The sequence below is a fragment of the Verrucosispora sp. TAA-831 genome, assembly GCF_050780145.1.
GTDB lineage: Bacteria > Actinomycetota > Actinomycetes > Mycobacteriales > Micromonosporaceae > Micromonospora.
Genome location: NZ_CP192240.1, coordinates 3594501 through 3615973 on the forward strand (window position 1 = coordinate 3594501; position 21473 = coordinate 3615973).

The window sequence follows — 21473 nt, forward strand, 5'->3', positions numbered from 1 at the left end:
CGGGGTATCGGGTCGACGGGCGTCAATGCCCGCGCAAGGCCCGGCACCGGCACACCGGACGGTCCAAGGATCCCATGCCGGCGTTACGAAGCAGAGAATCCCTGACGCTCTCGGGCGATGCGGGCACAGGGTGCGGCGCCGGTGGTCAGGCGGCGACCGACCCGGTCCAGCCGTCGGTGCCGGACACGAGGCCGGTGTAGCCGCCCCGGTGGTAGAGCAACGGCGAGCCGGCGGCGGGACTGTGCACCACTTCCGGTTCGGCCAGCACGATGGCGTGGCTGCCGACCGTCACCCGGTCGATCACCCGGCACAGCAGCCAGGCGAGGGTGTCGTCGAGGATCGGTACGCCCTCGGGGCCGACCTGCCACCGGGTCGGCGCGGCGAACCGGTCGATGCCGCTGGTGGCGAAGGTGCGGGCGAGATCCTGCTGGTGCTGGGCGAGCAGGTGGACGCCGACGTGTCGGGCGGTGGCGACGGTGGGCCAACTGGACGAGCCGAGGTGGAGACAGAACGACACGACCGGCGGCGACAACGACACCGACGTGAAGGACGTGGCGGTGAACCCGACCGCCGGCTTCCCCGGCGCGGTCACCACGGTGACCGTGCTGGCCTGGTGCCGCAGCAGGGTCCGGATCTCGTCGGTCTCGGCGTCGAGGGGCGGCCGGTCCTCGGTGGGCGGTGTCACGGGTTCCTCCCGGAGATGGTGCGCTGCGGCTGGGACACCCCGTCCGCCGACCGCTCGTACGGGATCTTCTCGCCGGCCTCGACAGCGATCGGCAGGCGGTTCTCCGGTGGCGGCAGGGGGCAGGTCGCGAAGTCGGTGTACGCGCAGGGCAGGTTGGTGGCGCGGTTGAAGTCCACGACGACCCGGCCCTGCTCGTCGGGCGGGTCGACGGTCAGGGCCCGGTTGGCGGCGTACGTGGTCACGCCGGAGGTCTCGTCGGTGAACAGCACCGACAGGCTCCCCGGCGTCCAGCCGTCGAACGCGGTGAGGCGCAGTGGCACACCGTCCACGCTGAACTCGATCGTGCCGAGGGCGTCGTAGACGTGCTGGAGTCCCTCGACGGCGGCGCCGACGGTGGTCGGTCGCGGACTGTCGAAGGGGACGAACCGTCCGACCAGGACCCAACGGGTCGACGGCGGGTACGCCGGGGTGCCCCGGAAGGCGGTCCGTAGCGGGTGGTCGGGGCGGCGGGGACGCAGGATGTCGTACCCGCCCCGGCGGGCGATCTCCAGCACTCCGCCGTCGAACCCGACGGTGACGCCGCCGCGTTCCGCGATCGGGCCGAACTCGTGGCGGCCGGTCACCGGTCGCCCGTCGACCAGGAGTTCCTCACCCTCGGCGAGGTCGACCACCACGCCGTCCGCACCGGTGTGCCACCGACCGGGCAGGTCGGCGACGCGCTCGGGGCGGTCGGTGAGCCAGTACAACCCGGTCACGGCGAGGAAGCCGTGCGGGGCGGCCAGGTTCTCCTCGTGGCGGCGGTGCCACGCCTGCCACTCCCGGGTGAAGGCGTCGGGCTGCTGGTCGTCGCCCTCGGACGCGTCCGCTGCCGGGTGCGGATGAGGCCGGGTCATGTCGGGTTCCCTCCGTCGAGAGTGGATGCGGCAGGCGTCCGCCCGACCGTCTCGGGCGACCGGGAGCGTGGGAGGTGCCGGGTCGCCGGGCGACGCTGCCCGATCGGCGGCAGGACGGTGGCGCGGGGTGTCCACACCGTCACCCTGCCAGTGACCGCGTTCACAGGCCACTCCCCCTACCTCGCTCCTCCGTCGGGAACCACCCGAGACCGGGCACAGTGCCCGCCTCTCGGAGCGCCCCTCCCGGCCGCACGAGATATACCCTACTCATCCGGTTGGTTATATGGGTATTGTGAGCCGACCCACCGGACGAGGCAAGGAGGTGGCATGGCGACGAGCGCCGCGCGGCTCGCGCCGGGGCTGCACACGGACCCCGCGCCCGTCTCGATACGCCAGGTCGGGCGCGCATTCGTCGGCCGTCGCGGCACGCACCGGGTGCTGGACGACGTCACCCTGCGGATCGAGGCCGGCGAGGTCGTCGCACTGCTCGGCGCCTCCGGGTGCGGTAAGTCGACACTGCTGCGCCTGGTCGGCGGGCTGGACCGACCGAGTGCCGGCGAGATCACCGTGGACGGTCGACCGGTGCGCGGGGTGGCCGACCGCACCGCCATGGTCTTCCAGGATCCCCGCCTGCTGCCGTGGCGGACGCTGGCCGGCAACGTGGCCTTCGGTCTCGCACCCGGCCACGACCGCACGGCCGCCCGTCACGACGTCCGGGCCTGGCTGGAAGTGGTCGGGCTGGGCGCCTTCGCCGAGCACCGCCCCCGGCAGGTCTCCGGCGGGATGGCCCAGCGCACCGCGCTCGCCCGGGCACTCGCCCGGCGACCCGGTGTCCTGCTGCTCGACGAGCCGTTCGCCGCCCTGGACGCGCTCACCCGCCTGCGCATGCAGGATCTGGTCGACCAGGTGCAACGCGCCGCCGGCAGCACGGTGCTGCTGGTCACCCACGACGTCGACGAGGCGCTGCGGCTGGCCGACCGGATCGTCGTCCTCGGTCCCGCCGACCCGCCCGGGCAGGGGTCGACCGTCCAGCACGTCACCGCCGTATCGGGGACCCGGCCCCGGGACCTCGGCTCGCCGGCCTCGGCCGCCCTGCGCACCGCACTACTCGACCGTCTCGGCGTCTCCCCCGAAGGAAGCAGGAGTTCATGAGAAGGACCGTCGCCGTCGTGCTGGCCGCCGCCCTGCTGCTCACCGGCTGTGTCGCCGGAGAGGACAGCGGCGGCTCGGCGGCCGGCGGCAGCCAACTGCGGCTCGACTACGCGTACTGGAACCCGGCGAGCCTGGTGCTGCGCGAGCAGCGCTGGCTGGAGGAGGAGTTGGCCGACGAGGGGGTGTCGGTGAGCTGGTTACAGTCCGCCGGCAGCAACAAGGCCAACGAGAACCTGCGCGCCGGAGCGCTCGACATCGGCTCGACCGCCGGAGTCGCCGCGCTGGTGGCCCGGGCCAACGGTTCACCGATCAAGACCGTCGGCGTGTTCAGCCAGCCGGAGTGGGCTGCGATCGTGGTCGCCGAGGGCTCCTCGATCACGTCGGTCGCGCAGCTCAAGGGTCGCAAGATCGCCGCGACGAAGGGCACCGACCCGTACTTCTTCCTGTTGCAGGCGCTCGACGAGGCCGGGCTGGCACCGGGCGACGTCACCGTGGTCAACCTCCAGCACGCCGACGGCAAGACCGCACTGGAGCGCGGGGACGTGGACGCCTGGGCCGGCCTCGACCCGCACATGGCCCAGACCCAGGTGGACGCCGGCTCCACCCTGCTCTACCGCAATGTCGCCTTCAACACCTACGGCGTGCTCAACGCCCGTGAGGAGTTCGTCTCCCGCCAGCCCGAGCTGGTGCAGCGGGTGGTGAACGCCTACGAACGGGCCCGCCAGTGGATCGTCGCGAACCCGGACCAGGCGGTGGAGCTGCTGGCCCGCGAGTCGAAGGTGTCTCCCGCCGTCGCCCGGGTGGTGCTCGCCGAACGCACCCGGTTCGACGTCGACCCGGTGCCGGGCCCGGCGCAACGACAGGTCTTCGAGCGGGTGCTGCCCATCCTGGTCGCCGACGGCAACGTCCGCACCGACACCGAGGCCCGCGCGGCGCTGGACAGCATCTTCGAGCCCCGCTTCGCCCAGGCGCGGGCCGAGCCGTGAGCGCGGGCAGTCCGGTGGCGGTGCAGCCGCCACCGGCCCGCCCGGTCGAGCCGCCGGCCCCGGCCACCGCCGGAACCGGCCGGGGCTGGACCACCCGGATGGGGTACGCCGTCGCCGGGCTGCTGCTTCCGTTGGCGCTGCTCGTCGGCTGGCACCTGCTGGCCACCTCCGGCGGCTACTCCCGCGCACAACTGCCGCCCCCGTACGACGTGCTGCTGGCGCTGCGGGAACTCCTCGCCCGGGGTGAGCTGTGGCAGCACCTGGCGATCAGCGTGCAGCGGGTCCTGCTCGGGTTCACCGCCGGATCCGTCGCGGGACTGGCGCTGGGTGCCCTGGTGGGGCTCTCCCGGGCAGCCCGCTCGCTGGTCGGCCCGACCATCCAGGCGGTCCGGGCCATCCCGTCGCTGGCCTGGGTGCCGCTGCTGCTGCTCTGGTTCGGCATCGGCGAGACGCCGAAGATCACCCTGGTTGCGATCGGGGCGTTCTTCCCGGTCTACACGACCGTGGCCGCCGCGCTGCGGCACGTCGACCCGCATCTGGTCGAGTTGGGCCGGGCGTACGGCCGTTCCGGCGTACGGCTGCTCGGCACGGTGCTGCTGCCCGCTGCCACACCGCCGGTGCTGGCCGGGCTGCGTCTGGCGATGGCGCAGTCGTGGCTCTTCCTGGTCGCGGCCGAGCTGATCGCCTCGTCGATGGGGTTGGGTTTCCTGCTCATCGACAGCCAGAACACCGGCCGCACCGACGTGATCCTGCTCGCGATCGTGCTGCTGGCGGTGCTGGGCAAGCTCGCCGACACCCTACTCGGCCTGCTGGAGCGGCGTTTCCTCGCGGTCTGGACGTGACCCGCCGTCGGACGGACGAGGCGCCGGGCCGGTCAGAGCTGGCCGTGACGCGGCGGTGGAGTGCCGTCGAGCAGCCACCGACCGATGTGCTGGACCTTCCACCGAGTGGGATCGTGCAGCGTGTGGGTACGCGCGTCGCGCCAGTACCGGGACAGGTTCAGCGCGCCGGCGGCCGAGCGGGTGCCGCCGAGTTCGAACAGCGCCGAGGAGACCTCCACCGAGGCGCGGGCACCGGCCACCTTCGCCACGGCGGTCGCCACCGAGGCGCGGGCCGTACTGTCGTCGGTCAGGTCCGCCTCGGCCGCGTCGATCGCGGTCGCCGCCTCACGCAGCAGCGCCTCCGCGCCGCGTACCAGGATCTCCAGCTCCCCGGCCTGCTGGACGAGCAGCGGCTCGTCGGCGGCCCGGTCGACACCGGACTCGAACCACGGCCGCGCCCGGGCCACCTGCGCCACCGCGGCGTCCAGCGCGCCCCGGGCGATCCCGGTGTCCAGGGCGGCGTGCAGCACCTGGGCCCGCGCGCCGTAGGTGGTCGCCGCACCGAAGATCGACGTGTACGGCACCACCTGCGTCTCGTCCACCGGCACCTGCTCCAGCAGCACCGTCCCGCTGGCGGTGGTGCGCTGCCCCATCCCGTCCCAGTCGTCGCGCACCGTCACCCCCGGGGTGTCCCGAGGCAGGTAGGCCAGCACCTTCGCGGGTGGGCCGCCGTTCGCCGCCGGGTCGCCGTTCGCGCCGGAGTCACGGAGCGCAGCAGGATTGTCGGACGCCGCGTGACCGTCGGGCTCGGCCGGGTCGGCCAGTACGGCCCGGACCACCAGCCAGTCGGCGAACAGCGCACCCGTGCAGTAGAACTTCTCGCCGTGCAGCACGTATCCGCCGTCGGCCCGGCGGCGCAGAGTGGTGGCGTCGTCGGCGACGGTCCGCCCGCCGCGCTCGGACTGGGCGTTGGCGAACCGCTGCCCGGCCAACGCGGCGGCGAAGTAGCGCCGCTGCTGCTCCTCGGTGCCCTGCAGGCGCAGCGCCTGGAGGAAGACGACGTGACTGTGCGGGATCTGGGCGAGGCTGGCGTCGGCCGCCGCGAGCGTCCGGAACACCTCGGTCAGCGTGGCGACCGACACCTCGGCGCCACCGAACTCGGCGGGCACCGTGACGCCCAGCAGACCGGAGGCGGACAGCTCGTCCACCTCGGCCTCGGGCAGTCGTCGGTCCCGGTCCCGGACGCCGGCCTCGTCGGCGAAGACGGCCGCCAGTTTCCGGGCGACCTCGACGGCCTCCTCGTCCGTCCGGATCACACGCGTCATCCCGCCGACCACCTTCCCACCGAAGACTGTGAATCCTATCGGTTGAATAGGGTTAGTCTCGCCCTCGGCGGCGCCTGGCGTCAATTCCGCCGTACCACCAGACCGCGCTGCCGTTCCGACGTGATCTCACCGCCAGCTCGGACAGCACCCGATCCCGGATCGAGTGGTCTCATGGTCGTGGGGAGGCCACTCGATCCGGGATCGAGCACGATCTTGCGCGGTACGCGTCGGGATCGACGAGGCGCTCGCTAGTGCGACGGCGCGAGGGTCGGTTCCTCCGAGCGCTGGGCGGGCGCGGTGACCGTGGTGGTGGGGCTGCCCGGCGTGATCCGGATCCGCACCGGCGAGTCGACCTGGATCCCGAGCGCGTGGAACTCGTTGCGGGTGAGCGTCACGATCACCGGCTGACCGCCGGAGGTGGTCACCTCGACCCGGATCTCGAAACCGATCCGGGTGATCCGGGTGACCCGGCCGACCACGCCCGCGCTGTCGCCGCCGTCGGCGGTGAGCTGGAGGTCGTGCGGACGCACCAACTCGTCGCCGAGCTGGGTGACCGGACCGAGGAAACGCATCACGAACTCGTTGGCCGGACGGTCGTACAGGTCGTCGGGCGAGCCGATCTGCTCCACCCGCCCCTCGTTGATCACCACGATCTCGTCGGCGACCTCCAGGGCCTCCTCCTGGTCGTGGGTGACGAAGACGGTGGTGACGTGCACCTCGTCGTGCAGCCGGCGCAGCCAGTCGCGCAGTTCCTTACGGACCTTGGCGTCCAGCGCGCCGAACGGCTCGTCGAGCAGCAACACGGTGGGCTCGACGGCCAGCGCGCGGGCCAGCGCCATCCGCTGGCGCTGGCCGCCGGAGAGCTGCGACGGCAGCCGTTCGGCGAACTGTCCGAGGTGGACGAGCGCCAACAGCTCGTCCACCCGCCGGGTGATCTCGTCCTTGGTGCGCTTGCGGATCTCCAGCCCGAAGGCCACGTTGCGCCGGACGGTCAGGTGCTTGAACGCCGCGTAGTGCTGGAACACGAAGCCGACGTTGCGTTTCTGCGGCGGCAGGTTGGTGGCGTCCACGCCGTCGATCTCGACCCGCCCGGTGTCGGCACGTTCCAGTCCCGCGACGATCCGCAGCAGCGTGGACTTTCCGCCGCCGGAGGGACCGAGCAGCGCCGTGAGCCGACCGGCGGGGATGCTGACCGATACGTCGTCGAGCGCGACGAAGTCTCCGAAACGCTTGCCGACCTGGGAAATCTCGATGCTCAACGGTCTTCCTTCGGCCTGAGGACGGATACGACGATGATGCAGGCCACGGCGACGAGGGCGAGGAGGAAGGCGGTGGCGTACGACCCGCCCTTGTCGAAGTTGAGGTACTTCTCCTCGACCACGAGGGTGGCCGTCCGGGTCGCCCCGAGCACGTTGCCGGAGACGATCTTGACCGCGCCGAACTCACCGAGCGAGCGGGCCAGACTGAGCACGACGCCGTAGATCACGCCCCACTTGATCGACGGCAGGGTGATCCGGCGGAACGTCTGCACGGCGTTCGCGCCGAGACTGCGGGCGGCCTGCTCCTGCTCGTCGCCGACCTCCTCGAGGACCGGGACGACCTCCCGGATGACCAGCGGCAGCGCCACGAACACGGTGGCCATCACCATGCCCGGCACGGCGAAGATGATCTGGAGCCCGGCCGCTTCGAGCGTCGGGCCGAACCAGCCGTCCCGGCCGCCGTAGACCAGGATCAGCGCCAGGCCGACGACGATCGGTGACACCGACAGCGGCATGTCGAGCAGGGCGTTCAGCGTCCGTTTGCCGGGGAAGTCGTAGCGGACCAGCAGGAGCGAGATGCCGACGCCGAAGACGGTGTTGATGACCACCGCGACGACCGCGACGAGGACGGTCAGTTGCAGCGCGTGGATCACGTCGGGGTCGGTCAGGATGTCGTTGAGGTTGACGAAGCCGTCCGCGAACGCGTTGCGTCCGACCAGGTACAACGGCCAGGCCACCAGGAAGAACAGGTACGTCGTCACGACGAACCGCAGGACGTACCGGCCGGGACGTCGGCCGACCCGGGTCCGGGTGCCGGTGGAGCGCTCAGCCACGGCGCATCACCCTCCGCTGAATGACGTCGAGTACGACGATGACGGCCAACGAGACGGCCAGCAGCACCACCGCGACCGCTGCCGCGCTGTCGGGGTTGTCGTTCTCGATGCTGCTGAGGATGCGCACCGAGGCCACCTCGGTCCGCATCGGCAGATTGCCGGTGAGCAGGACCAGCGACCCGTACTCACCGACGGCGCGGGCGAACGACAACGCGGCGCCCGCCGCGATGGCCGGGGTGAGACTGGGCAGGATGATCCGCCGGAAGGTGGTGAACCGGCTCGCGCCCAGCGACGCCGCCGCCTCCTCGGCGTCCGGGTCGAGTTCGGACAGCACCGGTTGCACGGTGCGCACGATGAACGGCAGCGTGACGAAGAGGAAGGCGAGGAAGACCGCGATCCGGGTGTTGGCGATGTTGACGCCGAGCGGGCTGTCCGGCCCGTACAGCGACAGCAGCACCAGGCCCGCGACGATCGTCGGCAGGGCGAACGGGACGTCGATCAGGATCTCCAGTGCCCGTTTGCCGAAGAAGCGGTCCCGCACCAGCACCCAGGCGATCAGCGTACCCATCACGACGTTGACCAGCGTGACCAGCAGTGCGGCGCCGACGGTCAGCCGGAGCGTGGCGGCGGTCTGCTCGTTGGTGACCGTCCGCCAGAATCCGCCCCAGCCGCCTTCCGAGGCGGTCACCACGACGGCGGCGAGCGGGATGAGGACCAGCAGGCTGAACCAGACCATCGCCACGCCGAGCCCGAGTCCGGAGACCCGGGTGAGCGGGAGGCCGGCCCGGGCCGACCGGCGGTTGCCCGCCGGTCGGTCCGGAACCAGGGTCGCCGAGGTCACTTCGCCTTGCCGGAGGCTGCGATGATCTTGGTTACGATGCCGTCACTCTCGTCGAAGAACTTCTTGGACAGCGCCGACCAGCTCTCGAAGTCCTTCTCCACGGTCAGCAGCTTCTGCGGGGCCGGGAACGGGTTGTTCGGGTCGATCGCGCCCTCGACGCCGCTGGTGTCGACGCCGTCGATGATCGGCCGGAAGCCGGTCAGCGCGAACTGCCGCTGCCCCTGCGGGCCGAGCACGAAGTCCAGCCACTCCTTCGCCTTCGGGTCGGCGTCCTTGAGGATCGCGCCCGGGTTCTCGATCAGCATCGTGGTCTCCGGCAGGACCCAGTCCAGCTTCTCGCCGTTCTGCCGGGCCAGGATCGTCTCGTTCTCGTACGCGAGCAGCACGTCACCGGTGCCGCCGAGGAACGCGGTGGTGGCGTCCCGCCCGCTGTTGGGCAGCGACACGACGTTGCCGAACAGCTTGGTCACGTACTCCTGGGCCTGGGCCTCGGTGCCGCCGTTGGCGGCGATGTGCCCCCAGGCGGCCAGGGCGTTCCACCGGGCCGCACCCGAGGAGGCCGGGTTCGGGGTGACGATGCCGATGCCCGGCTTGATCAGGTCGTCCCAGCCCTGGATGTTCTTGGGGTTGCCCTCGCGGACGGCGAGCACCACCACCGACGACGAGACGATGCCCTTGGTCGGGCCGTCGTCCCAGGTCTGGTCGACCAGTCCGGCGTCGACCAGGCGGGTCACGTCGCTGCTGACGGAGAAGTGCACGTAGTCGGTCTTCAGGCCGGCCACCACGGCGCGGCTCTGGTCGCCGGAGGCGCCGTACGAGGTCCGGAACCGGACCCCCTTGCCGGCCTCGGTCTTGTTCCACTCGGCGGCGATGGCCTTGTTGGCCGCCTCGGGTACCGCGAAGCCGACGATGCTCAGCGTGGCGGAACCGCCGCCGGCCGCCTCACCGCCGCCGCAGCCCGACAGCGCCATGCCGGTGACCATGGCGAGAGCGATGGCCGCTCTGATCCGGTGCCTCATCGGAAGCCGTCCTCCTCCAGTGCGTGACCGCACTACATAAATCCGACCGATTAAATAGGGAATATGCCCGTTTTGAGTTGCCGTGGACCGAGCAGTGGTGGGTGCGGCCACGGACCGGGCGTCGATGCCCGGCCGGCACGACGCCGATCCCCGTCGCACCCGACTCCACATCGGGCGCGGCAGGTCTGATCGTCCGCGCCGACCGCGCACCGAATATCCCACTAACTCGACAGGTTTTCAAGCCTTGGGGGACCGGGGTGACCGACAGGCTCGACGCGGCGATCCGTCACGCCACCCGGGGCGGCCGATCGACGGCCTCCCGCCCCCGCCCGTCGGCGGGCGCGAGCAGATCCGCCAGAGTGGCGTGGTCGACCACGTCCTCGATCGCCCGGTGCACCGACAGCCACACCTCACCCAGCCCGGCGGCCACGCCGTGATAGCTGGCCACCTCGGCGGGCGCACCCCGGACCGTCGTCAGCGCCCCACCCGTGGCGCGCAGCACGTCGCCCACGGTGATCCCCTCCGGCGGGCCGGTCAACGCGTAGCCGCCGTCCGCGCCGCGCAGGCTGTGCAGCAGGCCGGCCCGACGCAGGTCCAGCAGGATGCCCTGAAGGAAGGAGTACGGAATGTCCTGGCTCGCGGCCAGCACCGCCGCCTTCACCACCGCCGGGTGACGCTCGGCCACCGCCAACATCGCCCGCACGGCGTAGTCCGATCGCGCTGAGACGTACACGTCACCCCACCAGCACCCTACATAATCCATCAAACATATAGGAATGGTGGACAGTCGGAGGCGGTCCGTCAAGGTGTCGGGCCGGGTCGGCTACTCGGCGCGCATCGCGCGGACCGCCTCCCCGGCGAACAGGCAGGCGGCCCGGTGCCCCGGAGCGACCTCGACCGGCGGCGGATCGGTCTCGGCGCAGTCCGGCCGGGCCTGCGGACACCGCGTCCGGAAACGGCAGCCCTCCGGCGGGTCCACCGGGCTCGGGATGTCACCACCCAGGATGATCCGCCGCCGGGCCCGCTCGACCTGCGGATCCGCCACCGGGATCGCCGACAGCAGCGCCGCAGTGTACGGATGCGCCGGCTGCTGCCAGACCCGGGCCGGCGTACCGGACTCCACGATCCGCCCCAGGTACATCACCGCCATCCGATCGCTCATGTGCTCCACGGCGGCCAGGTCGTGCGCGATGAACAGATAGGTCAACCCCAGGTCCCGTTGCAGCCCCCGCAGCAGGTTCATGATCTGCGCCTGCACACTGAGGTCCAGCGAGGCGATCGGCTCGTCCAACACGATCAGGTCGGGCTCACCGGCCAGGGCGCGCGCGATGCCGACCCGCTGCCGCTGACCGCCGGAGAGCTCGTGCGGATGCCGGTCGGCGAGATCAGCACGCAACCCGACCATGTCCAGCAGTTCCTCGACCCGCCGCCGTCGCGCGGTGCCCCGATCGGTGAGCCGGTGCACGGCCAGCGGTTCGGCGATGCTCGCGCCCACCGTACGGCGCGGATCGAGAGACGCCTGCGGATCCTGGAAGACCATCGCCACCCGGCGACGCAGCGCGCGCAACCGCCGCCGCGACCAGTCGGTCACGTCTTCTCCGGCCACCCGCACCGTGCCCGAGGTCGGGTCGACCAGCCGCAGCAACGCCAGCCCGGTGGTCGACTTGCCGCTGCCCGACTCACCGACCAGACCCAGCGTCTCGCCCCGGCGTACCCGCAACGACACCCCGTCCACCGCGCGGACCACGCCCGCCGGGGTCGGGAACCACACCGTCAGGTCGTCGAGTTCGGCGACCACGTCAGCCGGCCCGCCGGGCCGATGGCCGGTCAGGTGCGGCTCGGTCCGCTCCGCCGTCATCGGGCCTCCCCGTCGTGCCGTCGCGGATAGAAGGTGCGCACCTCGTGCCGCGCCGACACCGGCACCAGCGGCGGCGGCTCGTGTTCACAGCGGGCGTCACCCCGCACCGGACAGCGAGGCCAGAAGGCACACCCGGGCGGCAGGTCAAGCGGACTCGGCGGGGCACCCCGGATGGTGACCAGTTCGCCGCCGCCCGCCGCCGGGTCCGGCCGCGCCGCCAACAGCGCGCTCGTGTACGGGTGTGCCGGCCGGCCGAACACCGCGTCGACCGGCCCCTGCTCGACGATGCGGCCGGCGTACATGACCGCCACCGTGTCCGCGATCCCGGCGACCACGCCCAGGTCGTGGGTGATCCAGACGACCGCCGTGCCGAGTCGTCGCCGCAGGTCCGCCACCAGCTCCACGATCTGCGCCTGCGTGGTCACGTCCAACGCGGTGGTCGGCTCGTCGGCGATCAGCAGATCCGGCTCGCAGGCCAACGCCATCGCGATCACCACCCGCTGCCGCATACCACCGGAGAACTGGTGCGGGTACGCGTCCACCCGCCGCTGCGCCGACGGGATGCCGACCATGTCGAGCAGTTCGACGGCGCGGGCCCGGGCCGCCTGCCGACTCAGGCCGAGATGCTCCTCGCTCGCCTCGGCCACCTGCCGGCCCACCGTCAACACGGGGTTGAGCGACGTCATCGGATCCTGGAACACGAAACCCACGTGCCGCCCACGCAACCGACGACGCTGCGCCTCCCGCAGCCCGGTGAGCTCCGTACCGAGCAGGTGCACCCGCCCGGTCACCCGGGCCGAGCGCGGCGCGAGCCCGGTCGCGGCCAACACGCTCATGCTCTTGCCGCTGCCCGACTCGCCGACCAGGGCCAGCGTCTCCCCCGCCCGCACCGACCAGTGCACCCCGACGACCGCCCGCGCCGGTCCCCGGCGGGTACCGATCGTCACGGTGAGGTCCTCGATCCGCAGCACCTCACTCCGCTCGCTCACGCCGGCACTCCGCTACGCTCCGCGCCGCCATGAGGCACCACCACACCGCACCGACGATTCACTCGCTGACGCTCGCTCATGCCGGCACTCCGCTGCGCTCCGCGCCGCCACGAGGCACCACCGCGCTGAACCTGATGATTCGCTCGCTGACGCTCGCTCATGAGGTGCTCCTTCGGGCTTCGGCGACGGTGAGCTGTCGGGGATCGAGCACGTCCCGCAGCGCGTCGCCGACCAGGTTGAACGCCAGGACGGTGAGGAAGATCGCGGCCCCCGGGAAGACACCCAGCCACCACGCGTCGGTGACGAACTCCCGGCCGTCGAAGAGCATCCGGCCCCAGGCCGGTTCCGGCGGCTGCACGCCGAGACCGAGGAAGGAGAGCGCCGCCTCGGAGAGGATCGCGAAGGCCAGCGACAACGAGGTCTGCACGATCAGCGGCGCCGCGATGTTGGGCAGCACGTGTTGACCCATGATGCGCAGGTCCGACGCACCGATGGAGACCGCCGCCCGGACGAAGACCTGCTCCCGCACCGAGAGCACCCCGGCCCGGGTGACCCGGGCGAAGATCGGGGTGTAGACCACCCCGATCGCGATCATCGCGGTGAGCAACCCGGGGCCGAGCACCGCCACGATCGCCACCGCGAGCAGCAGCACCGGGAACGCGAACAGCACATCCATGCACCGCATCAGGATGTTGTCCAGCCAGCCGCCGTAGTAGCCGGCGAGCAGCCCGAGGGTCACCCCGACGGCCAGGGCGATCCCGACGCTGACCAGCCCCACTTGGAGCGACACCCGGGCCGCGACCATGACCCGACTGAGCACGTCGCGACCCAACTCGTCGGTGCCGAACGGGTGCGACCAACTCGGCGGCTGGAACATCCGGTCGACGTCCACGTCGTTGATGCCCGACGGTGCCAGCCAGGGACCGGCCACCCCCACCACGACCAGCAGGACGAGCACCGCGCTGCCGCTCAGCGCCAGCGGATCGCGCCACAGCGCCGACAACGCGCGACGCACCTGACCGTCACCGCCGCCGCCTCGCACGCCCCGGCCGGTCCACGGCGGTACGAATCGTCCGAGCCGCCCGCTCATCGGACCCTGATCCTCGGGTCGAGGCGGGCGTAGAGAACGTCCACCAGCAGGTTGACCAGCAGGAACAGTGCCGCGACCAGCAGCACCGCGCCCTGTAGCACCGGATAGTCCCGGGCCCGGACCGCGTCGAAGGTGAGCCGGCCGATGCCGGGCCAGGCGAACAGCACCTCGATCACGATCACACCGCCGAGCAGGCTGGCCAGTTGCACCGCGACGACGGTCACCACCGGGATGAGCGCGTTGCGCAGCACGTGCCGCAGCACCACCACCCGGGCCCGCAACCCCTTCGCCTCGGCGGTGCGGACGTAGTCCTCGGAGAGCACCTCCAGCATCGAGGAACGGATGAAACGGGTCAGGATCGAGGCGGTGACCAGGCCGATCGTGGCGGCGGGAAGGACCACGTGCGAGGCCCACCGTGCCGGGTCCTCGGTCAGCGCCACGTACCCCGACGGCGGGAACCACCCGAGCACCCCGGCGAAGAGCAGGATGCCCATGATGCCCATCCAGAAGTCGGGCACCGAGACCCCGAACTGGCTGAACACGCGAACCGCCTGGTCGACCAGCGTGCCCCGGCGGATGGCCGAGACGATCCCGAGCGGGAACGCCACGAGCATCGCGAACAGCACCGCGGTGAGCGCCAGCGACAGCGTCGCCGGCAGCCGTTCCAACAGGATCGCGGTGACCGGTCGGCCACTGCGGAAGCTGACGCCGAGGTCGCCGGTCAGCGCCCGGAAGAGGTAGTCGAAGTACTGCGGGACCAGTGGCTTGTCCAGCCCGGACCGGGCCCGCAGCGCCTCGTACGTCTCCTGGTCGAACCGGGTGCCCAGCGCGACGCGTACCGGGTCACCCGGCACCAGTTGGATCAGCAGGAACACCACCAGGGTCACGCCGATCAGCACGACACCGGACTGCACCAGCCGGCGGATCACGAAGCGGGCCACCTGCGGTCCCCGCCCCGGTCACTTCGCCAGCGCCGCGTCGCGGAACCGGATCGCCCGGTCGGTGCGTACCTCGTAGCCGGTCAGACCGCTGGACCAGCCCTGCGCCACGTCCGGGTTGTAGAGGTAGATGTAGCTGGCGTCGTCGACGATCTGCTTGGCCACCTGCTCGTACCGCTGCTTGCGGGCGCCCTGGTCGGTCTCGGTGCGGGCCTGGTCGAGCAGTCGGTCCACCGTGGGGTTGGCGTACTTGTGGAAGTTGAAGGTGCCGCCGCTGTGGTGCTGGGCGTAGTAGAACTCGTCCGGGTCGATGTTGCCCAGCCAGCCGAGCATGAACGCGTCGAAGTTGCCGTTGCCCTGCTCGTCGAGCCACTGCGCGAAGTCCAGCGTACGGATCTTGACGGTGACGCCGACCTCCGCCAACTGTGAGGCGATCACCTGGGCGGCGGTGACGGTCTCCGGGTACTCGCTGGTGACCATCAGGTCCAGGGTCAGCCCGCTGACACCGGCCTGGTCCAGCAGTTGCCGGGCCTGGTTCACATCGTGCGTGTACGGCGCGTACTCGTAGTGGTAGGCGCTGTTCTGCGGGATGGCGGTCTGGTTGACGGTGGCCAGCCCGAACTTGGCGGCCTTGGTGATCGCCTCCCGGTCCAGAGCGAAGGCGATCGCCCGGCGCACGGCGACGTTGTCGTACGGCTTACGGGCCTGGTTGAGGGCGAGGTACCAGTAGTCGGTGGACGGCACCGAGCGCACCGTCAGCTCGTCGGCGTCGAGCAGCGCGGGCACCTGCTGCGGCGGCAGGTTGTCGGTCCAGTGGACCTCACCGCCGCGCAGGTTCTGCAGGGCCACGGTGGGATCGCTGACGAAGGTGAAGTGCACCCCGTCCACCTTGGGCTTCTCGCCCCAGTAGTGGTCGTTGCGGACCAGCCGGATGCTGTCGCCACTGGTGTAGGAGCCGATCGCGAAGGGGCCGCTGCCGACCGGCTTGGTGGTCACCTCACCGGACTCGACGTTGGCCTTCTGCACGATCGCCACGCCCTTGAAACCGCCCAGGTTGGCGAGCAGGTTCGGGGTGGGGGCGGTCAGCGCGACGACCACCGTGGTGGGATCGGGCGCGGTCACCGACTTGACGGTGCCGAACTTGTACGCGGTGTTCAGCTTCTCGTCGATGATCCGGGTGTACGAGTAGACGACGTCCTCGGCGGTCAGCGGTGACCCGTCGGAGAACTTGACGCCCTCGCGGAGGGTGAACGTCCAGGTGAGCTGGTCGTCGCTGGTGGTCCACCCGGTGGCCAGCGCGGGCTGCATCTCCAGGTTCGCGTCCGGCTCGACCAGGGTGTCGTAGACGTTCTCCAGGACCTGGAAGCTGTAGTAGGCGGAGGTCTTGTGCGGGTCGAGTTGGTCGGGCTCACCGCCGATGGCGGCGTTGAGGACGCCGCCCGCGTTCGCCCCGTCGGCCCCGTCGACGTCGACCCCCTCGCCCGTGGTGCAGCCCGCGACCGCGACGAGCATCAGGGTGAAGGTGGCGCCGGCCAACCGGAATCTGGTGCTGGACATGGTCCTCCCCTGGATTCTTTCCCGGCTACTACTGAAAGATTTTGGCGAGTCTGGCCTGCTCTCCGGCGGTTGTCAACATAAATCGGGGTACATCTGGCAGGACGCGGTGCCGCCGGCTCCCTCCTGGACATCACGCTAACCGCAAACGGCCGTGACGGCAGGACGCGTACGGCGGCGGGATCACAGGCAGGACCAGCAGTAGAGGTGTTCGTCGGCGTCCCGGGCCCGTCGGGCGAGCGCGCTGACCTCCTCGATCACCGGCTGCATCTGGTCGTCGGGGAGCGGCCCGTCCCAGGCGAGTTCCGCACCGCTCCCCCACCGGGCCGACAGCTCCGGCACCTGGTCGGCGGTGATCGACGCCAGCGTGTCCCGGGTCGCATCGTCGAGCACGGTCAACCAGGGGCCGTCCTCGGCGCCGCTCCACACCAGCCGGTCCTCCACCAGGTCGTCGGCCTCGGCCGGACCTCGCACGAGAGCCACCAGCTCCCCCAGCGTCGCCGACGGGTCGATGCCCTTGCAGTCGATCGCGTCGACCCCGGGTCGTCCGTCGGCCACGACGACCGGCCCGCCGTCGATCTCCGCCATCAGCCGCACCGCCGCGGCGTCGTCGGCCGCGCGAAAGTAGTCGTACAGAACACCCATGCCGGTATCCCAGCAGAGGGGTCCGACACTGCCGTCCTCGCAGCTTCCTCAGGGTTGCCCGTCGGGGCAGTTGTTGCTGGTCAGCTTCATCGTGTACTCGGCGTCGTCGCTGGTGATGCCGGACGGCACGCCGTCGAACCAGGTCTCCACCTTCTGCCAGCCCACCCGCTGCTCGTAGTGCAGGTGCGGGGCGCCCGAGTTGCCGGTGCTGCCGATCCGCCCGATCTGCTCACCCTGGGCGACCCGCTGCCCTTTCTCGACCAACGGCGGTTCGAGCAGGTGCAGGTACTGCGTCTCCCAGCGTCCGCCGTGATCGATCTTGACCCAGTAGCCGCCGCCCCGACCCCGGGGGCCGTCCGGGTTCTCCGGAGTACGCCCACCCAGCGACCCGTTGATGCCGGCCACCGTGACGGTGCCCCCGTACGAGGCGAGCACCGGCTGCCCCCACTGCTCACCCTGAAGCGGGAAGAAGTCGACGTCGTACTCGCCGTGGCCGGGGTAGGTGCCCACCTGCCACGTCTCGCCGCAGCCCACCGGCATCTGGAACAGCGGGCGCGGACCTGGCGGCAGCAGTTGCGGCACCACCACGTAGGCGACCGCGCCCAGGGCCGCGACGGCACCGAGCGCGAGCAGGAGCCGCCAGGGACGGCGGGTACGACGATGGGTGCGGGGATGGCCGGTCGTCACCCTGCCAAGCATGGCAGAGCCCGACGAGTGGCCCCACCGCTGCCGGGCCGGACCGCGACGGCCACGTTCGACGGGGCCGAGTTCGGGTAACGCCCCGGTATGGCGCGGTACACGAAACCGGAGCTCCGGGAGCAGATCAAGGCGGAGATCATGGCCTCCGACCGGGGCGGACGCCCCGGCCAGTGGTCGGCCCGCAAGTCGCAACTGCTCACCAAGGAGTACGAGCGGCGCGGCGGAGGCTTCCTGGGGCCGAAGGACTCGCGGCAGCGGTCGTTGGAGCGCTGGGGCGCGGAGAAGTGGCAGACCAGCTCCGGCTCCACCCGGGCCCGCAAGGGCAACGAAACGGCACGCTACCTGCCGAAGAAGGCGTGGGACAAGCTCTCGGACGAGCAGAAGCGCGACACCGAGGCCAAGAAGCGGCAGGCGTCGCGAACCGGTCGGCAGTTCGTCGCCAACACCGGACCGGCCAAACGTGCCCGCAAGGAGGTGACCTCGCCCCGAGGCCGGGCTGCCACCTCGGCCGAGCAGCTGACGGAGCTGACGGTCCCCGAGGCCAGTCGACTCGTACCCGGCCTGGACAAGAACCAGCTCCGGGCGGCGCTGCGACGCGAACGCGGCGGCAAGGCCCGCAAGACCCTCCTGCAACGCCTCCAGTCGGAACTCGACCGCCGCTGATGCGCACGCGTCCCTCGGACGCGCATTGGTGCAAGGAAGGGTCCCCTGCTAACGCCTGGTGCATAGCAGGGGACCCTTCCTTACATTCTCGCGGGCGCAGGGCGCAAGGCGCGGGCGCGCAGTCCGGGACGCACTCGCCGACACGATCCGCCATCCCGACGCGCCCGGGACGGTCGTCTCGCTGGCCGCCACCCTCGGGGTGAGCTGAGCCGAGCGATCAGCTACGGCACAGCAGGGCGTCGGGTTCCCTGCCGGGAGACCAGATCCAGGCGCGGTAGGCGACCCCGACGAGGTGCTCACCGACGGCACACTGTCCCTTGTGGTGGCCGGTGGCGAAGTCGCCGCCCGGGCTGCCGGTCGGCCGGTTGTCGCCACGGTCGAACCAGACCGTTCGTCGGGTGCCGCCGACGGTGGTGCCCGCGTCGCGGCAGAGCACCGACGACAGGTTGGCGCCACGGACGGCGTACCCGACGACCGTCTGGTGCGGCGGGCACTGCAGCTTGGTGAAGCCGGAGGCCCAGTCGACGTCGACGTACGACTCGTCGCGGACCACCACGTGACCGCCGGTGTCCGGGGCGTCGGTGCACAGGCCCCGGTTGCCGGTACGGCTCAGGCCGATCAGCCGTTGGTCGTCGGGGCAGACCGCCTTGCGGGCGCCGGCGTCCCAGTCCGGTACGGCGCGCATCCGCACCGACTGGTTCAGGTCGGCGTGGTCGAGGGTCAGCATCGACCATTCCCGCACCGGGGCGATCGGACCGGTCCGGCCACCGGAGACCAGGCGACGCCAGGTGTCGGCCCGCCAGTCGTCGCCGTCGTAGAGACCCATCCGGTGGCCGGTGGCGTCCCAGTGCAGCAGCGCCCAGCCGTTGCCGCGCCGGTTGTCGTGCCAGCCGACCAGGGGCCAGTACGCGAAGTCGGCGTCGACGGCGATCAGGTGGTCGACGAAGTGGTGGAACCAGTCCCGCGAGCGCTGATCGGTGTTGTCCCGGCCACCGACACCGAACTCGCTGATCCAGACCGGTGCGGTGAAGTGCCGATCGGCGTCGAGCGCCACGTACGTCGCCTGCCGGCGGACGGTCTCCACGAGCTGGTCGCGGGTGAGGTCCTGGTAGCGGGGGTCGCTGGTCTCACCGATGCCGGTCGCGCCGCTGTGATTCGGGCCGGTGTAGCCGTAGAAGTGCGCCGAGTAGACCAGTTTGTGGGAGCGCACGAGGGTGTGTGAGAGCCGGCCGACCGGTTCGAGGGTGGGGCGCCCGTGCGGGAACCCGTCCACCGGCAGGCCGTACCAGTTGATGCCCTCGATGATGATCAGCAGGTGGGGGTTGGCCTCGGTGAGGATCCGGTCACCGGCCCGCTGGGCGGCGGCGTGCCAGTCGTGCCGGTCACCGAGTCCCCAGTTCGGGTCGTCAAGGACGGTGCGGCGTACCTCGTTGTAGAGGTCGGCGCCGACGACCCGGGGGTTGCCGACGTACCGGCGGGCCATCGACAGCCAGTCCTGTTCCCACTGGGCGGTGCTCTGGCTGGCGTTCCAGCGTTCGTTGCCGTCGACTCCGCAGCACCAGCGCGAGGTGTTGGTGTGGTTGTTGAGGATGACGGCGAATCCCTCGGCGGTCAGCGCCCGGACCGTCTCGTCGTACACCTGGAGCGGGGTACGGCCGCGGAGCTGCGGGTTGGCGCGGACGGCGGCGTCCGGCACCGGGCGGGTGTCGCGGATCATCTCGTTGGAGAACGGCAGCCGGACGCTGTTGAGGCCGAGTTCGTGGAAGCCGGCGAGGATGTCGGCCATCGGGGCGCGGTCCAGGCCGATCGGGATCTGGTCGGCCATCTCCCCGGCGTGGTGGTCGGCCGGGTCGGCGCGGTCGCCGCTGCCGGTCCAGGTGCCGCTGGCACCGTGCCAGTTGCCGGACTTGAGCTTGAAGCGGTTGCCGTGGACGTCGACCACGTACCGACCCCGGGTGCTGAGCGGGCCGGTCCAGGAGGCGGCGAGGTCGCTGCCCGCCGTGGTCGGGGTGGTCGGGGTGCGGGCGCTGCCCGCCGGGGTGGACGCGCGGGCGCTGCCTGCGGCGGGCGGCGTGACCACCAGGAGGAACCCGGCCAGCAGGCCGGACACGGTGACGAGGCACAGCATCGACCTGCGCATGGCGACCTCCCGACGCCGACCTGATCACCGTAGATAGTAGACGGTCGATCAGGTGCACGCACCGGCCGCGAGCCCGCCCACGGCACGGAGACCGGTGGGCGGGCTCGCGGTGCCGGTCGGTCAGGCCGCGTCGAGACGGGCCAGTTCCTCGGCCGAGAGTTCCAGGTCGGCCGCGCCGACGGAGTCCCGGATCGTCTCCGGGCGCGACGAGCCGGGAATCGGGATGACCGTGGGCGACTTCGCCAGCATCCAGGCCAGGCAGACCTGCTGCGGGCTGACCCCGCGCTCCCGGGCGACCTCGGCGAAGACCGCGAACCGGGAGCCCAGTTCGGCGGCGTTGGAGATGCCGCCGAGCGGACTCCAGGGCAGGAACGCGATGCCGAGTTCGGCGCAGAGCGTCAGCTCCGGTTCGCTGGACCGGAAGGCGGGAGAGAACTGGTTCTGCACGCTGACCAGTCGACCGCCGAGGATCTCGTTGGCCTGCCTGATCTGGTCGGGGTCGGCGTTGGAGATGCCGGCCATCCGGATCTTCCCGGCGTCGAGCAGGTCGCGCAGCGCCCCGATGGAGTCCGCGTACGGGGTGTTCGGGTCGGGGCGGTGGAACTGGTAGAGGCCGATCGCCTCGCCCCCGAGCCGCTTGAGTGACGCCTCGACCGCCTCCCTGAGGTGCTCCGGCCTGCCGTTCAGCGTCCAGAGGCCGTCGCCGGGGCGTACGTGGCCGCCCTTCGTGGCGATCAGCACGTCGGACGTGTCGCCGCCGTAGCTCGCCACGGCGCTGGCGATCAACGACTCGTTGTGACCGGCGTCGGCGGGGCCCAGGTGGTAGGCGTCCGCGGTGTCGATCAGCGTGACCCCGGCGTCCAGCGCGGCATGGATCGTGGCGATCGAACGCTGTTCGTCGGGACGGCCCTCGATCGACATCGGCATGGCGCCGAGGCCGATCGCGCCGACGGCGACGTCACCGATACGGCGGGTCTGCATACAGGCTCCTCCTCGAAGCGGTGTGGTTCGGCGGGCGGGCGGTGGCCCGCAACGCCCGGATTCCACCTTCTACCCCGATAGCTAAGCTGTCCAACAGAAGAA

The 21473-nt window shown here is 71.2% G+C and carries 21 protein-coding genes; 4 read left to right on the plus strand and 17 right to left on the minus strand.

The features are described 5' to 3' along the window. Positions 1–145: 145 nt before the first annotated feature. Together ACQVFL_RS16260 and ACQVFL_RS16265 are read right to left on the minus strand one after the other, a co-directional pair. Positions 146–685 carry a flavin reductase family protein gene (locus ACQVFL_RS16260; protein WP_431726874.1) on the minus strand — a complete coding sequence of 180 codons (540 nt, stop codon included), beginning with the start codon at positions 683–685 and terminating at the stop codon, positions 146–148. Beyond that, positions 682–1578, minus strand: coding sequence for a DUF1684 domain-containing protein (locus ACQVFL_RS16265; protein ID WP_431726875.1), 897 nt, complete (start codon positions 1576–1578; stop codon positions 682–684). The genes ACQVFL_RS16260 and ACQVFL_RS16265 overlap by 4 nt, the downstream gene beginning before the upstream one ends. 327 nt (positions 1579–1905) lie before the next feature. On the opposite strand from ACQVFL_RS16265, the gene ACQVFL_RS16270 reads away from it, so the two are divergent. Genes ACQVFL_RS16270 through ACQVFL_RS16280 form a run of 3 tightly spaced genes read left to right on the plus strand, consistent with a single transcriptional unit; the run spans position 1906 to position 4558 of the window. After that, on the plus strand, positions 1906–2730 hold the full coding sequence (locus tag ACQVFL_RS16270; protein ID WP_431726876.1) for an ABC transporter ATP-binding protein: 825 nt from the start codon (positions 1906–1908) through the stop codon (positions 2728–2730). Continuing rightward, positions 2727–3716 carry an aliphatic sulfonate ABC transporter substrate-binding protein gene (locus ACQVFL_RS16275; RefSeq protein WP_396698507.1) on the plus strand — a complete coding sequence of 330 codons (990 nt, stop codon included), beginning with the start codon at positions 2727–2729 and terminating at the stop codon, positions 3714–3716. Before ACQVFL_RS16270 ends, ACQVFL_RS16275 begins: the two co-directional genes overlap by 4 nt. Further along, positions 3713–4558 carry an ABC transporter permease gene (locus ACQVFL_RS16280; protein ID WP_396698505.1) on the plus strand — a complete coding sequence of 282 codons (846 nt, stop codon included), beginning with the start codon at positions 3713–3715 and terminating at the stop codon, positions 4556–4558. The genes ACQVFL_RS16275 and ACQVFL_RS16280 overlap by 4 nt, the downstream gene beginning before the upstream one ends. Before the next feature lie 32 nt (positions 4559–4590). Here the strand turns inward: ACQVFL_RS16280 and ACQVFL_RS16285 are convergent, their stop codons facing one another. The 13 genes from ACQVFL_RS16285 to ACQVFL_RS16345 form a co-directional block, all read right to left on the minus strand. After that, a complete protein-coding gene (locus tag ACQVFL_RS16285) occupies positions 4591–5862 on the minus strand; it encodes an acyl-CoA dehydrogenase family protein (protein ID WP_396698503.1) in 1272 nt (423 codons plus the stop codon). A 248-nt stretch (positions 5863–6110) separates the two neighbouring features. Further along, positions 6111–7121: a sulfate/molybdate ABC transporter ATP-binding protein gene (locus ACQVFL_RS16290; RefSeq protein WP_396698501.1), complete on the minus strand. Its 1011-nt coding sequence runs from the start codon at positions 7119–7121 to the stop codon at positions 6111–6113. Next, positions 7118–7954 carry a sulfate ABC transporter permease gene (locus ACQVFL_RS16295; protein WP_396698499.1) on the minus strand — a complete coding sequence of 279 codons (837 nt, stop codon included), beginning with the start codon at positions 7952–7954 and terminating at the stop codon, positions 7118–7120. Before ACQVFL_RS16295 ends, ACQVFL_RS16290 begins: the two co-directional genes overlap by 4 nt. Then, entirely contained in the window at positions 7947–8795 is an 849-nt protein-coding gene (gene cysT, locus ACQVFL_RS16300; protein ID WP_396698497.1) for a sulfate ABC transporter permease subunit CysT, read from the minus strand. The genes ACQVFL_RS16295 and cysT overlap by 8 nt, the downstream gene beginning before the upstream one ends. Then, entirely contained in the window at positions 8792–9814 is a 1023-nt protein-coding gene (locus tag ACQVFL_RS16305; protein ID WP_431726877.1) for a sulfate ABC transporter substrate-binding protein, read from the minus strand. Before ACQVFL_RS16305 ends, cysT begins: the two co-directional genes overlap by 4 nt. A 286-nt stretch (positions 9815–10100) precedes the next feature. After that, complete coding sequence (locus ACQVFL_RS16310; protein WP_396698493.1) at positions 10101–10547, minus strand: RrF2 family transcriptional regulator; 447 nt, start codon at positions 10545–10547, stop codon at positions 10101–10103. A gap of 90 nt (positions 10548–10637) precedes the next feature. Continuing rightward, complete coding sequence (locus ACQVFL_RS16315) at positions 10638–11672, minus strand: ABC transporter ATP-binding protein (protein WP_431726878.1); 1035 nt, start codon at positions 11670–11672, stop codon at positions 10638–10640. Next, complete coding sequence (locus tag ACQVFL_RS16320; protein ID WP_431726879.1) at positions 11669–12661, minus strand: ABC transporter ATP-binding protein; 993 nt, start codon at positions 12659–12661, stop codon at positions 11669–11671. The genes ACQVFL_RS16315 and ACQVFL_RS16320 overlap by 4 nt, the downstream gene beginning before the upstream one ends. A gap of 157 nt (positions 12662–12818) precedes the next feature. Continuing rightward, positions 12819–13751: an ABC transporter permease gene (locus ACQVFL_RS16325; RefSeq protein WP_431726880.1), complete on the minus strand. Its 933-nt coding sequence runs from the start codon at positions 13749–13751 to the stop codon at positions 12819–12821. Then, positions 13748–14692, minus strand: a complete 945-nt coding sequence (locus ACQVFL_RS16330; protein WP_396698485.1) for an ABC transporter permease — start codon at positions 14690–14692, stop codon at positions 13748–13750. Before ACQVFL_RS16330 ends, ACQVFL_RS16325 begins: the two co-directional genes overlap by 4 nt. An 18-nt stretch (positions 14693–14710) precedes the next feature. Further along, positions 14711–16246, minus strand: coding sequence for an ABC transporter substrate-binding protein (locus ACQVFL_RS16335; RefSeq protein ID WP_396698483.1), 1536 nt, complete (start codon positions 16244–16246; stop codon positions 14711–14713). A gap of 180 nt (positions 16247–16426) precedes the next feature. Beyond that, entirely contained in the window at positions 16427–16888 is a 462-nt protein-coding gene (locus ACQVFL_RS16340) for a hypothetical protein (protein ID WP_396698481.1), read from the minus strand. A 48-nt stretch (positions 16889–16936) separates the two neighbouring features. Continuing rightward, positions 16937–17575, minus strand: coding sequence for a M23 family metallopeptidase (locus ACQVFL_RS16345; RefSeq protein WP_431726881.1), 639 nt, complete (start codon positions 17573–17575; stop codon positions 16937–16939). 99 nt (positions 17576–17674) lie between these two features. Here ACQVFL_RS16345 and ACQVFL_RS16350 point away from each other — a divergent pair, with 99 nt between their 5' ends. Beyond that, positions 17675–18250 carry a DUF5872 domain-containing protein gene (locus ACQVFL_RS16350; protein WP_431726882.1) on the plus strand — a complete coding sequence of 192 codons (576 nt, stop codon included), beginning with the start codon at positions 17675–17677 and terminating at the stop codon, positions 18248–18250. A gap of 217 nt (positions 18251–18467) precedes the next feature. Here ACQVFL_RS16350 and ACQVFL_RS16355 read toward each other — a convergent pair whose 3' ends face one another. Further along, on the minus strand, positions 18468–20390 hold the full coding sequence (locus ACQVFL_RS16355; RefSeq protein WP_431726883.1) for a glycoside hydrolase family 5 protein: 1923 nt from the start codon (positions 20388–20390) through the stop codon (positions 18468–18470). Between the two features lie 120 nt (positions 20391–20510). Continuing rightward, positions 20511–21371: an aldo/keto reductase gene (locus tag ACQVFL_RS16360; RefSeq protein WP_431726884.1), complete on the minus strand. Its 861-nt coding sequence runs from the start codon at positions 21369–21371 to the stop codon at positions 20511–20513. Positions 21372–21473 lie beyond the last annotated feature (102 nt).

Bases quoted from the DNA above. Each gene is read 5' to 3' on its own strand.
- ACQVFL_RS16360 (WP_431726884.1), bottom strand. From the start codon at position 21,371: ATGCAGACCCGCCGTATCGGTGACGTCGCCGTCGGCGCGATCGGCCTC.
- ACQVFL_RS16325 (WP_431726880.1), bottom strand. From the start codon at position 13,751: ATGAGCGGGCGGCTCGGACGATTCGTACCGCCGTGGACCGGCCGGGGC.
- ACQVFL_RS16275 (WP_396698507.1), top strand. From the start codon at position 2,727: ATGAGAAGGACCGTCGCCGTCGTGCTGGCCGCCGCCCTGCTGCTCACC.
- ACQVFL_RS16270 (WP_431726876.1), top strand. From the start codon at position 1,906: ATGGCGACGAGCGCCGCGCGGCTCGCGCCGGGGCTGCACACGGACCCC.
- ACQVFL_RS16350 (WP_431726882.1), top strand. From the start codon at position 17,675: ATGGCGCGGTACACGAAACCGGAGCTCCGGGAGCAGATCAAGGCGGAG.
- ACQVFL_RS16315 (WP_431726878.1), bottom strand. From the start codon at position 11,672: ATGACGGCGGAGCGGACCGAGCCGCACCTGACCGGCCATCGGCCCGGC.
- ACQVFL_RS16265 (WP_431726875.1), bottom strand. From the start codon at position 1,578: ATGACCCGGCCTCATCCGCACCCGGCAGCGGACGCGTCCGAGGGCGAC.
- ACQVFL_RS16340 (WP_396698481.1), bottom strand. From the start codon at position 16,888: ATGGGTGTTCTGTACGACTACTTTCGCGCGGCCGACGACGCCGCGGCG.
- ACQVFL_RS16335 (WP_396698483.1), bottom strand. From the start codon at position 16,246: ATGTCCAGCACCAGATTCCGGTTGGCCGGCGCCACCTTCACCCTGATG.
- ACQVFL_RS16285 (WP_396698503.1), bottom strand. From the start codon at position 5,862: ATGACGCGTGTGATCCGGACGGACGAGGAGGCCGTCGAGGTCGCCCGG.
- ACQVFL_RS16305 (WP_431726877.1), bottom strand. From the start codon at position 9,814: ATGAGGCACCGGATCAGAGCGGCCATCGCTCTCGCCATGGTCACCGGC.
- ACQVFL_RS16355 (WP_431726883.1), bottom strand. From the start codon at position 20,390: ATGCGCAGGTCGATGCTGTGCCTCGTCACCGTGTCCGGCCTGCTGGCC.